We start from the raw sequence: 12,439 nt of genomic DNA on the forward strand, positions 1-12,439 counted from the left end.
CTTATAGGCGCCCCTTTCTGAACACCATCCTCACCGGAGACTATTCATGCTGTTTCTCGTGCACATGCAGGTGCAGATTCCGCACGGCACCGACGCCGCCTTCGCCGACGCGCTGAAGGCCGAGGAAAAAGCGTTTTCGCAGAAGCTGCAACGAGAAGGCAAGTGGCGCCACCTGTGGCGCGTGGCCGGCGAATACGCGAATTACAGCGTATTCGATGTCGAATCGAACGACGAACTCCATACGCTGCTGACCGCACTGCCGCTCTTCCCGTTCCTGAAGATCAGCGTGACGCCGCTCGCCCAGCATCCGTCGGCCATCGTGCCCAACTAAGAGGAACGCGACATGCCTTTTCTCATCGAAACGTTCGACAAGCCCGGCCACGCCGAGGTACGGGCACGCGAGCGCGACGTACATCTGGAATTTCTCGCGCGCAACAAGGCGCTGTTGCTTGCCTGCGGCGCGAAGCTCAACGACGACGGCAGCAGCGCAGGCGGCGGTATCTATATCGTCGACCTCGAGACCCGTGAGGAAGCCGAACACTTTATCGCGCAGGATCCGTTCACGCATGTGGGGCTGTTCGAGAGCGTGAAGATCGTTCGCTGGCGCAAGGCCTACATCGACGGAACGTCCTACCTGTAAGCGCCAGGCGCAGACATTCTCACGAACGTTCCGTTCGTTTTCGACCCTCGACAGCGCCGCGCTCCCCGGTGCGGCGCCGTTTTTGGCCCGGCGTGTGCCTCCGCACACCGGGCCACTTTTCATTTCTCGCCCGGTGGGAGCCCCTGCTGGGCACATCGATTGCTGAGCAGGTGCGCCGTCAGTCCATCAAGCAGCGCGGCCCTTGTGGCGGCGCCTTCACGCGAGGAGGAAACCGATCATGCTAAAAATGGCGCTGTTCTTTGCGGTGATCGCCGTGATCGCGGCCCTGTTTGGCTTCACGGGTATTGCGGCCGGCGCGGCCGCAATTGCGAAGATCCTGTTCTTTATCTTTGTGGTGCTGTGCGTGGTGTTCCTCGTGATCGCACTCGTGGTCACGAAGAAGATCGTCGATTGACCGCGGCGCGAAGCAAGCCTGGGGCACCGGCCGTGCCCCAGGCCCCATCATGCCGCGCGCTGGTAGTACAGGTTCTGCGGATGACGCGCCTGCGCGAAAAAGAACCAGCGCTCCCCGACGAGACCCGCATACTGAACGACGCACGCCGCGACGAGCAGCGTTGCGGAGAGCGTAGGCAGCGCCATGGCGAGCAGCGCCAGCGGCACGACGAATGCGCCCGCGAGAAAGCCCCACTTGACCCATTGCATCACGGCGTCGGACTGGCCATGAAAGAACTCGTGCAAATTAAAGGCGCTAGCCGTAAAGCCGCGTGAAATCTGCCTGATTTTCCCGGACTGAATACCTGTGGCACTTTGCAACGTCGAGCGCGGATGCAGACGTTGATTGCGCGCGAGTGCGGCGACGCGGCTCACGCAGGCGGCCACAATCAGCACACCTGCCGCGAACCCGAGGCCCCGCGCGATGCCGGGCGCAAGCCACGCAGCGCTTGCCGTTGCGATCGTGAAGCCCGAAGCGCAGCCGAGCAGCACGAAGTTCACCAGCGTGAGTGGCGTAGCCCACTCCTGAAGGAAGCGCAGGCACGCATAGATCATGGCCGTGCAGACAAACAGACCGGCGCTCGCAAGCACCGCGACCGCACCGATGGCGAGCGACCACGACGCATGCATCCAGTGCGCGACACCGTAGAGGAACGTCGTGGCGAGAAACACGGGCAGTGCGAGACATTCGCGCGAGAGCCATGAGGTGCGCCACATGGCGATGGCACGCCAGGCGCGCTCCGGATGCCCGAGATGAAAGAACGAAGCGACGAGGCCCAGAACGCCGAGCGCGAGTGCGAGCGCGGCACCGCAAACGTAGAACTGCGGCGTCACCTGTTGCCACGCGGTCCATTCGGGATGCAGCCTCGCAAGCCACTCGACGCCAAACAGCGCGATCAACAGACCTTGCCCCGCACCTGAAAGCGTGGTCAGGAAAACAACAGAAAATGCGGGTCTCATTCAAATCTCCTTGGTCGCGACCGTGTGCGCGCGCGTGAATAGCGACTTCACTCGCGTGGCGAAGGCGGCCAGATTGAGCTTGCCCGAATCCAGTCGATCATCGAGCCGCTTGTCGCGCGACACAGCCGGTGTGCCGCGCCGGATCGCGAGGCTCGCGAGGTTGATGGGCTCGCCGGCCTCGAGCATGCTCGCTGGCGACGCCGCCGATGCGCCGCCGCTGCAGCCACACGAACCGCTGCCACAACTGCCTTCGGTCTTCACGCGCGGCAGATAGTGGTTCGACGGCTTCGTGCCCCACTCCGGCATCAACTGATAGCCGCCACGCGCCTGAATGGCCTTCGACGCGTCCGACTCGGGGTCGTGAATGTCGCCGAAAATGCGCGCCGATGTCGGGCATGCGAGCACGCAAGCGGGTTTGCGGTCACGCTCGGGCAGCGCCTCGTTGTAGATGCGATCCGCGCACAGCGTGCACTTGGTCATCTCCTTGCGCTCTTCGTCGAGTTCGCGCGCGCCATAGGGGCAGGCCCACGAGCAATACTTGCAGCCAATGCACTTGTCGTAGTCGACGAGAACGAGCCCGTCTTCCTTGCGCTTGAAGCTCGCGCCGGTGGGGCACACGGGCACGCACGGCGGGTCTTCGCAGTGCAGACACGACTTCGGAAAGTGAATGGTGTCCGAATTCGGAAACTCGCCGGCCTCGTAGGTCTGCACGCGGTTGAAGAACGTGCCGGACGGATCGGCGTCGTACGGGCGCACGTCCGAAAGGCTCCCCGCTTGCCCCGAGGTATTCCATTCCTTGCAACTCGTCACGCACGCGTGGCACCCCACACAGACGTTCAGGTCGATCACCAACGCCATTTGCGTCATTTCGGGGTCCTCCTTACTTGCGTGTCACAACATTGCGCAGACGCGCAGCGAACTTGCCGCCGCCCGCGAAATACGCCTGAATCCGCCCAACCGTGCCGGTCGAACCCGGCAACGGGTGCATCGGCGCGAACTGCGGCAGCGTGTGGTCGGCGTCGGCCTCGGCCGGATACACGCGCACGCGCACGTCGTACCACGCGGCCTGCCCCGTCACGGGATCAGAGTTCGACACGCGCCTGCCGTCGCCGAAAGGCAACTCTTCGGTAATCAGGTGATTGAGCAGGAAACCGCGTTGCGATTCGTTGGCGTCCGGTCCGAGATTCCATGCGCCAGCGGCCTTGCCGATAGCGTTCCAGGTCCAGACGGTGCCCGGTTCGACGGCCTCGCTATAACGCGCCATACAGCGCACCTTGCCCCACTGCGACTCGACGTAGATCCAGCCGCCGTCTTCGATGCCGTTTTCCTGCGCCATACGCGGATTCACATACAGGTAGTTTTCGCCGTGAATCTGGCGCAGCCACGCGTTTTGCGAATCCCACGAGTGATACATTGCCATCGGGCGCTGCGTCACTGCCGCCAAGGGGAAGCGTTCGAGATCGGTTGCCGCGAGTTCCAGCGGCGCATACCAGAAAGGCAGCGGGTCGAAATAGCGTTCGACGCGTGCGCGCAAATGCTCGGGCGGCTGGCGCGCATCCGTCTTGCCCTGCGCGGCGAGGCGAAACTTCTGCATGACATCCGAATACAGCTGGATCAGGATCGGCTCACCAAATTTACGGAACCCTTTCTCCACGGCGAACTGCAGGTATGGCCCATTTACGCCGCGCATGTACTGAAGCTCTTCGGGCAGCGTGTAATGAAACACGCAGTTGTGCTTCGCGTATTGCTCCCACTGGTTCGGATTGGGCTCGCCCACGAGCGCCTTGTCGCCGTCCTTGCCGCGCCAGCCAATCAGGAAGCCGACGCCGGAATCCGGCGCGGTCTGGAAGTTGACGATGAAGTCCGGATAATCCTTGAACTTGCGCTTGCCTTCGGCCGTCGTGAAGGCCGGCAGCTTCAGGCGGCTACCCAGCTCGACGAGCACTTCCTGGAACGGACGGCACTCGCCGGTGCGCTCGAGCACCGGCACCCGCACGGAATCCACGGGACCGTCGAACTCCGAAATCGGCCGGTCGAGCATGGACATCGCGTCGTGCCGTTCCAGGTAGGTCGTATCGGGCAGGATCAGATCGGCGAACGCCGTCATCTCCGACTGGAACGCGTCGCACACCACGAGGAACGGAATCTTGTACTCGCCGTCCGGTCCGCGGTCGGTCAGCATCTTGCGGACCTCGCTCGTGTTCATCGACGAGTTCCACGCCATGTTGGCCATGAAGATCAACAAGGTGTCGATGGGGTACGGGTCGCCTCGCCATGCGTTCGTAATGACGTTGTGCATGAGGCCATGCACGGCCAGCGGGTATTCCCATGAAAAGGCCTTGTCGATGCGCACCGGCTCGCCCGCTTCGTCGATGAAGAGGTCGCCCGGCGCCGCGGGCCAGCCGAGCGGACCGGACGGCAGTGGCGTATTCGGCTTGACATCGTTCGGACTGCTTGGCGGCTTGGCCGATGGCGGCACCGCGCGCGGATACGGCGACTTGTGACGGAAACCGCCAGGCCGGTCGATCGTGCCGAGCAGCGACATCAGCACGGCGAGCGCGCGGATCGACTGAAAGCCGTTCGAATGCGCGGCCAGCCCCCGCATGGCGTGAAAAGCGATCGGGTTGCCCGTCACGCTTTCGTGCTTCATGCCCCAGGCGTCCGTCCACTGAATCGGCAGCGTGATCTTGTGGTCGCGCGCGGTTTGCGCCATCTCACGCGCGAGACGGCGGATCGTCTCAGCGGAAATCCCTGTGATTTCCTCAGCCCATTCGGGCGTCGTTTCCTTCACACGCTCACGCAACAGTGCAAACGACGGCGTGACGGGCGTGCCGTCGTCCAGCACATAACGGCCGTCCAGCGCGGGCTGCGCGCCAGGCGTGTGATGCTGCACGGCAGCGCCCGTGTTCTCGTCCCACCACAGATGGTTTTGCGGGAACAGGGGATTGCTCTCGGGAAGCGTGGCATCCTTCACGAACAGGCCGAACGTGTCGCTCTCCGTGCGCATGTCCAGCAGTTCGCCGGCATTGGTGAAGCGCTTGACGAATTCGTGGTCGTACGCGTCGGCCTCGATCAACTCGTGGATCAGCGCCATGAAGAGCGCACCGTCCGTGCCGGGACGAATGGGCACCCATTCGTCGGCAATGGCCGCGTAGCCGGTGCGGATCGGGTTGATCGCGATGAAGCGGCCGCCCGCGCGCTTGAACTTCGAAATGGCGATCTTGAGCGGATTGGAGTGGTGATCCTCCGCCGTGCCGATCATGATGAAGAGCTTCGCACGGTCGAGGTCCGGGCCGCCGAACTCCCAGAACGAACCGCCCATCGTGTAGATCATGCCCGCGGCCATGTTCGCGGAGCAAAAACCGCCGTGGGCGGCATAGTTGGGGGTCCCGAACTGCTTGGCGAAGAGGCCGGTGAGCGCCTGCATCTGGTCGCGGCCGGTAAAGAGCGCGAACTTTTTGGGGTCGGTTGCCCGCAGATGGGCGAGGCGTTTCTCGAGCGTTTCGAGCGCCACGTCCCACGAAACGGGTTCGAACTGCGCTTCACCGCGCTGGGCACCGTGCTTGCGCATGAGCGGCTGCGTGAGGCGCGCCGGGGAATACTGCTTCATGATCCCCGACGAACCTTTCGCGCAGATCACCCCCTGGTTCAGCGGGTGTTCCGGGTTGCCGTCGATATAACGGACTTCCCCTTCACGCAGATGCACGCGAATGCCGCAACGGCACGCGCACATGTAGCAGGTCGTGGTCTTGATTTCCAGCTTTTCGTCTTGAGTTCGGGCGCCGTGGTCCACTAGAGGCCTCCATGTACGACTGACGGGCGTCCGGGAACCGCCTCGGCACGCCGACTATGCGCTAGAAATGGTAGGCCTATGTGATTGACTACTCAACTTTGCATTCCGGATACCAGCCATCACGAAATCCGATAGTTTCGATTATTCCGCCAGGCTGCGGGAAACCCTGATTCCCCGGGAACCGCGCCGCGCGGTATGGTCCAGCCCTTTGCCCTGGCCCATACGTTTGCGAATCATGGATATTCCCCCAACCCGCGTTCGCAACCAGTTTCCCGGTCGAATCGTCGCGATCATCAGAGGCGCCGAGCATTCGGAGGTCGATGTCGCCACGGCGGCGGGGATCTTCACGTCCGTCATCGAAACCCGAATTCTGGACCAGCTCGGACTGAAAGCCGGCGCGAAGGTCGTTGCCGTCGTCAAATCCTCTGACGTCAAACTCGCGGCGCCTTGACGCCCGGATTCGAGCGGACGTCCACCACGCCGATCCGTCGAATTATGGTTGATTTATCAACCATGATCCGGGACCGGCTTTGCGATGAACAGAACATATCAAGAACCTAAACGAAGTTTCATTTTAGGGGCCATTTTCGACACGTTTGCGTAATCGCCCTCCCCTAAATTTCCGGTTCCGCCACACACGAAGAATTCTCCTTCTCTACGGAATCGAAATGAAAAAAGCGTTGTTGAATATCCTCGCGCTCGCGGCGGCCGCCGCCTGCACGAGCGCTCACGCACAAAGCAGCGTTACGCTCTACGGCACGGTCGATGCGGGCCTCGACTACGTCAGCAATCAGAAGTCGTCCACGGGTCATGGCACGACGTGGGGTATGCAGTCCGGCAACGTGAGCACGAGCCGCTGGGGCTTGCGCGGCACGGAAGACCTGGGCGGCGGGCTCAAGGCGATCTTCGACCTCGAGAACGGCTTCTCGGTCGTCAACGGCAAGGGCTCCAACGGCGGCTATATGTTCGGCCGGCAAGCGTGGCTGGGCCTCTCCAGCGACCAGTACGGCACGCTCACGCTCGGGCGCCAGTACGATGCGCTCGTGGACATGATCGCGCCGATGTCGGCCACGGGCTCCGGCTTCGGCGGCAACATCGCGATGCATCCGTTCGACAACGACAATCTCAACAACGACGTGCGCATGAACAACGCCGTCAAGTTCCGCAGCGCGACCTACGCGGGCTTCCAGGTGGAAGGCGCCTACGCGTTCAGCAACCAGGGCGGTGGCTTCTCGAACAATAACGCCTACACGATGGGCGCTTCGTGGAACGGCGGCCCGATCAACCTGGCCGTCGCGTACTTCCAGGGCAACGAGCCCGGCTCGACCACAAACGGCGCGTTGAGCGCCGGCAGCGGCACCGACAACGATCCGATGTTCGTGGCGGCACGCACACGCACGCTCGGCGCGGGCGGCAGCTATACGATCGGGCCGGCAAAGGTGGGCCTTGTGTTCACGCGCACGATGGTCGCCGAGCCCACGCAAATCGCCCAGGGCGGCTCGCTCAATGCGTTCGACGCCGACTACCTGACGTTCAATAACTTCGAAGTGAACGGACGTTACGCGCTCACGCCGCAACTGAGCCTCGGCGGCGCCTATACCTATACGGACGGTTCGGTCAGCCGCGCCGAAGGCAATGCGTCGCCGCACTGGAACCAGTTCATGCTGCAGGCCGACTACGCGCTGAGCCGCCGCACCGACGTGTATCTGGAAGGCGTCTACCAGCGCGTTTCCGGTGCGCAAGGCATCCCGGTGCTCGGCAATGCGTCGATCTACAACCTCGCGGCTTCGTCCAGCAATACGCAGGCGGTCGTCGCAGCAGGCATGCGCCTGAAGTTCTAAGCTCATGCTTAACGGGTGAGATCGGGCCGCGCGACGCAAGCGCGGCCCGTCGTGCTGCGTAAAATAAGGGCAATGTCATCGCCAGGTCATGCTAGCGAGCCATCGTTGCGCAGACACTCAACCTGCGATGCTTGCGCCCGCGCGCGTCAGTCATGCAAGTCCGCTAGCGCAGGTTTCGCGCTCTGCTCCCGAGGCGAGACGACATGACGAAAAAAGACATCCCCGAGAATGCATCCACCGAAAGCGGCGCCAGTGTCTCGCGCCGCGGCTTCCTCAAGCTTGCCGGCGCGTCCGGCTTCGCGAGCGCGGCCAGCGCTTTTGCGGGCAGCGCGAAAGCCGACACCGCCACGCCGGACGGCACGCCCGAGCAGATCCACCTCACCTGGGGCGAAGACCCGACACGCGAAGTCGTCGTTTCGTGGGCATCGCTCGCCTCCTCCACGAATCCGCGCGTGATCTACAGCGCCGATCGCGGCAAGCGCGAGACGGTGCACGCCGTTCAGCGCACCTATACCGACGGGCTTACCGGCGTCGTCGTTTTCACGTATCACGCGCGGCTGCGCGGGCTGGACCCGGCCACGACCTACCGCTACGAAGTCACCGCCGATAACGATAGCCACGCAAGCAGTCCGTTTTCGTCGAGCTTCACCACGGCGCCGCGCGGGCGCGCAAAGTTCCGCTTCACGAGCTACGGCGACCTCGCCACGCCGAACACGGGCTGGGTGCTGTCGTCGCCGCAAAGCCGCTTTGCCGTGGAAGCCGTCGAGCGCTTCCAGCCGCTCTTTCATCTGCTCAATGGCGATCTCTGCTACGCGAACCTGAATCCCGCGCACCAGACCGATGTGTGGCGCGACTTCGGCAACAACAATCAGACTTCGTCGGCGAATCGGCCGTGGATGCCTTGCCCCGGCAATCACGAGATCGAGTTCAACAACGGTCCGCAGGGTCTGAATTCGTATCTCACGCGCTATACGCTGCCCCATAACGGCACGCAGTTTTCGGGCCGCTGGTACAGCTTCCGCGTGAGCAACGTGCTGTTCGTCTCGCTCGACGCCGACGACGTGGTCTATCAGGACGCCGCCGCGTTCGTGGCCGGCCCCTCGCCGCTCGTGCCGGCCGCGAGCACGGGCAACGCACCGATCCAACCGGGCACGTCGTTCTACGTGCGCGGCTACAGCAACGGCGTGCAGACGCGCTGGCTCGAGCAGACCCTGAAGCAGGCAAGAGAGGACGACGATATCGACTGGATCGTGGTGCAGATGCACCAGGACGCGCTCAGCTCGTCGAAGACGGGCAATGGCTCGGACAAGGGCATTCGCGAAGCGTGGCTGCCCCTCTTCGACCGCTATGGCGTGGACCTCGTGGTGTGCGGCCACGATCACGACTACGAGCGCAGCTACCCGGTGCGCGGTTGCAATCATCACGCGGGCGTCGATGCGAAGACCGGCGCGAGCGTCGACACGCTTCAACCGCGCCCCGTCACGCACGCTCAGGGCACGGCCAACACCTTCGACACGAGCCACGGCACGATCCACCTGATCCTGGGCGGCGGCGGCACGAGCGCGCCGCTCGACGTGTATGGCGTGGACGCCGGCAACGGCAATCCGCAGGCACAGGTGTTCACGAAGCCCAACCACCCGGTGCCGGGCACGACCGCGGGCACCTTCGCGCGCCCCACGGCGGATGCGCTCGAAGACGCGATCTGGTCGGCGCAGCGCGATACGGGCACGGGCTATGGCATTGCGGTGTTCGACGTCGATCCCGGCACGCACGGCGGCAAGACGACGATCACGATGAACTACTATCACGCGCCCGGTGCGGATCAGACGCCGACCGGGAATTATGAGTTGTTCGAAACGATTACGCTGGCGAAGTCGCGCTAAGCGAACCACGCGGGGCGCTTGCGCCCCGCTTCGAATTCAGTCTGCGAGCGCGGCTTCTTCCACTTCCCGCGCCACAACCGTACCGCCCGCCAGCCGCCGATAGCGCGACAGCGCCCACAGCGGGAAATAGGCCGTGTACCCGTGATACTTGAGGTAGTAAATACGTGGGAATCCCGGCGCATTATGCGAGCGATGCCACCAGAACCCGTCTTCCTGCTGCACGGATAGCAGATACGCCACGCCGCGCCGCACCGACTCGGATTCCCAATCGCCGAACGCCATTTGCGCGAGCAGCGCCCACGCGGTGAAGTTCGACGCGCTTTCGCCGCCATTGGTGCCCGCAAGGCGCGGGTCGATATAGCTGTCGTTGGTTTCGCCCCAGCCGCCATCGGCGTGCTGGCGTGCACGCAGCCACGCCAGCGCGCGTGCGATGTACGGCTGCTTCGGGTCCTCGCCCGCGAGCGCAAGACCCGCCAGCACGCTCCACGTGCCGTAGATATAGTTGGTGCCCCAGCGGCCCCACCAGCTGCCGTCGGCTTGCTGCGTGGCCTTCACATACTCGATGGCGCGCGCGAGCGCTGCCTTGTCCTCCTCGCGGCCCGTCACGCCGAAGCACAGGAGCACGCGGCCCGAAACGTCTTCGGTGGGCGGGTCGAGCAAGGCGCCGTGATCCGCGAAGGGGATCGCGTTCAGATAGAGGCGGTCGCAATCGGCGTCGAAGGCTCCGAAGCCGCCGTTGCGCGATTGCAGGCCGCGCATCCAGTCGAGCGCGCGTGTGACGCGTGCCGCATACGGGTCCACGCCCGTTTTGCGCGCCTCCCCAAGGCCGCGCCGATGGAGCATGGCGGCGACCACGGCCGTATCGTCGATGTCGGGGTAGTACGGGTTCTCGTACTGAAACGCCCAGCCGCCAACCGGCGTGTCGGGCTGCGCGTTCTCGATCCAGTCGCCGCGCACGTCGTCCACCTGACGCTCGGCGAGCCAGTCGTACGCGCGCGTAATGCGCCGCTGCAATTCCTGGTCGCTGATTGCGGCCGACGCCGGATCGGCGGGCACCACCGTGCGCGCCTGCTCGAGCGCCATCGTGCTCCACGCCGTGTCCCAAACCGGCGAGAGACATGGCTGGCAATACACGCTGCCGTCCGGGCGCTCGACGAGCAGCTTTTCCAGCGCATTCTCGCAGTCGCGGCGCAACGGATGATCTTCAGGATACCCAAGCACCTGCATCATCTGGTAGCTGTAGACGATAGGCGGAAAAATGCCGCCCATGCCGTCTTCGCCGTTCATGCGCTCGGCACACCACGCCTCGGCGTACTTCATGGCGCGCTGGCGCAGCGCGCGCGGCAGCAGCGGCTCGATATGGCGCAGCGCCCGGTCAGCCGCGAGAAAGAACCGGCGAATGCCCTTGCCGCGCGCAAAGTATTCGCGTTCCTCTTCGGGGGGCTTCACGAACAGTTCGGCAATCGATACGTCATGCGGATTGGCCGCGCGCGCCTTCAGCGAACAGAGCGCGAGCAGCGGCACCATGGTCGTGCGCGCCCAGTAGGCGACCTTGTACAGCGAAATCGGCACCCACTTCGGGAACAGTACGAATTCGATCGGCATGAACGGCGTGGCGCGCCACGGCACCTGACCGAAGGTGGCGAGCAGAATGCGCGTGAACACGTTGGACTTCGCCGCGCCGCCGAGCTTCAGAATGGTGTCCCGCGCACGCATCATGTGCAGCGCGTTCTCCGAATCCCCTGCCGCCTTCAACGCGAAGTACGCCTTTACGCTGCACGAGACATCGGGCGCGCCATCCACGTAAAGATCCCATGCGCCGTGCGTTTGCAAACGCTGAATGGCGCGCAGATAGCGCGCCATCTTTTCCTGACGCACCACGTCGATCTTGCCCATGAAATGCATCATGAGGATGTATTCGGCGGTGATCGTGGCGTCCGATTCGAGCTCGAAGCACCAGCTTCCGTCGGCATCCTGCTCTCGCACGAGCGCCTCGCGGCCGCGAACGATCGAGGCGTCGAGCGCCGCCACGGCGGCTGCGGAGGCAGTAAAAGGCGGGTTGGAATTTTTCATCGGCGGATCATACCATCCGTACGGAATGTTTAGCAGCGACGCCTGCAATGGTATGATCGCCGCCATGAAAGACTCCTCCGTCAAGGCGCCCGCGCGCGCGACAAGGCGCAGCGCGAAGGCGGCTGACGCAGCGGCTCCACCGGCCTCCCCGGCCTCGAAGTCCCTTTCCCCACGCAAGGACACGGCGCCTGCCGCCGGCACGCGCCGCAAGAAAGCCCCGGCCCAGGTGCGCGCGCAGTTGTTGCAAGCGGCTTCCGATATCGCCACCGATCAAGGCGTGCCCGCCGTGACGCTCGATGCCGTGGCCGAACGCGCGGGCGTGACCAAGGGCGCGCTGCAATATCACTTCGCCAACAAGCAGGGCTTGCTCGATGCCCTGTTCGAGCAGACGCTAACGCGCTTCGAGCAGCAGATGCACACGCGCATCGACGAAGGCGTGGCGCAAGGCGCGCCGAAACACGGCGCCGCCGCGCGCGCCTACCTGCACACCACGATCGACGAAACGAGCCCCGCCGCCAGCACCAACGTGCTGCGCGTGCTGGTGGCCGCGATGATGACCGATCCCGCGATTCGCGAGCGCTACGCCGCGCCTATGCGCAAGTGGACGCGCCCCGACCCGCTGCCGCTCGAAGCCGCAGCCCGCCTCATGATCTGCCGGCTCGCGGCGGACGGCCTGTGGATCTCCGACCTGCTCGGCTACCAGAACATGCCGCCGCGCCTGCGCGCCGAAGTGGTGCGCCAACTGGAGCAGCTGGCGCTCGTGAAAGACTAACGAAAGCACGCGCAAGGGTTCCCC

General features: G+C 64.1%; 11 protein-coding genes. 7 read left to right on the forward strand and 4 right to left on the reverse strand.

Annotation, left to right across the window (positions count from 1 at the left end):
- The first annotated feature begins 46 nt into the window (after positions 1-46).
- From catC to E1N52_RS03965, 3 genes are all read left to right on the forward strand, one after another.
- A complete protein-coding gene (catC, locus tag E1N52_RS03955) occupies positions 47-331 on the forward strand; it encodes a muconolactone Delta-isomerase (protein WP_069266126.1) in 285 nt (94 codons plus the stop codon).
- A 12-nt stretch (positions 332-343) separates the two neighbouring features.
- A complete protein-coding gene (locus E1N52_RS03960) occupies positions 344-640 on the forward strand; it encodes a YciI family protein (RefSeq protein WP_133180361.1) in 297 nt (98 codons plus the stop codon).
- Positions 641-878: 238 nt separating this feature from the next.
- Positions 879-1,055: a DUF1328 family protein gene (locus E1N52_RS03965; protein WP_028203043.1), complete on the forward strand. Its 177-nt coding sequence runs from the start codon at positions 879-881 to the stop codon at positions 1,053-1,055.
- Positions 1,056-1,102: 47 nt separating this feature from the next.
- Here the strand turns inward: E1N52_RS03965 and E1N52_RS03970 are convergent, their stop codons facing one another.
- From E1N52_RS03970 to E1N52_RS03980, 3 genes are read right to left on the reverse strand one after another with little or no spacing between them, the layout of a single operon-like run.
- Complete coding sequence (locus E1N52_RS03970) at positions 1,103-2,053, reverse strand: dimethyl sulfoxide reductase anchor subunit family protein (RefSeq protein WP_133180363.1); 951 nt, start codon at positions 2,051-2,053, stop codon at positions 1,103-1,105.
- On the reverse strand, positions 2,054-2,920 hold the full coding sequence (locus E1N52_RS03975) for a 4Fe-4S dicluster domain-containing protein (RefSeq protein WP_133180365.1): 867 nt from the start codon (positions 2,918-2,920) through the stop codon (positions 2,054-2,056).
- Between the two features lie 13 nt (positions 2,921-2,933).
- Complete coding sequence (locus E1N52_RS03980; protein WP_133180562.1) at positions 2,934-5,786, reverse strand: molybdopterin oxidoreductase family protein; 2,853 nt, start codon at positions 5,784-5,786, stop codon at positions 2,934-2,936.
- Between the two features lie 295 nt (positions 5,787-6,081).
- Here E1N52_RS03980 and E1N52_RS03985 point away from each other — a divergent pair, with 295 nt between their 5' ends.
- The 3 genes from E1N52_RS03985 (at position 6,082) to E1N52_RS03995 (ending at position 9,570) form a co-directional block, all read left to right on the forward strand.
- Entirely contained in the window at positions 6,082-6,297 is a 216-nt protein-coding gene (locus tag E1N52_RS03985; protein ID WP_133180367.1) for a TOBE domain-containing protein, read from the forward strand.
- A gap of 217 nt (positions 6,298-6,514) precedes the next feature.
- Positions 6,515-7,687 (forward strand): porin, encoded by a 1,173-nt coding sequence (locus tag E1N52_RS03990; RefSeq protein ID WP_133180369.1) that lies wholly within the window; start codon positions 6,515-6,517, stop codon positions 7,685-7,687.
- Positions 7,688-7,890: 203 nt separating this feature from the next.
- Positions 7,891-9,570: a purple acid phosphatase family protein gene (locus E1N52_RS03995; protein WP_133180371.1), complete on the forward strand. Its 1,680-nt coding sequence runs from the start codon at positions 7,891-7,893 to the stop codon at positions 9,568-9,570.
- A 36-nt stretch (positions 9,571-9,606) separates the two neighbouring features.
- On the opposite strand, the gene shc is transcribed toward E1N52_RS03995, so the two are convergent.
- A complete protein-coding gene (shc, locus tag E1N52_RS04000) occupies positions 9,607-11,643 on the reverse strand; it encodes a squalene--hopene cyclase (protein WP_133180373.1) in 2,037 nt (678 codons plus the stop codon).
- 64 nt (positions 11,644-11,707) lie between these two features.
- Between shc and E1N52_RS04005 the strand changes: the two genes are divergently transcribed.
- Entirely contained in the window at positions 11,708-12,415 is a 708-nt protein-coding gene (locus tag E1N52_RS04005) for a TetR/AcrR family transcriptional regulator (RefSeq protein ID WP_205965561.1), read from the forward strand.
- Positions 12,416-12,439: the final 24 nt, after the last annotated feature.

This window comes from Paraburkholderia guartelaensis (assembly GCF_004353905.1).
In the GTDB taxonomy this organism is placed as follows: domain Bacteria; phylum Pseudomonadota; class Gammaproteobacteria; order Burkholderiales; family Burkholderiaceae; genus Paraburkholderia; species Paraburkholderia guartelaensis.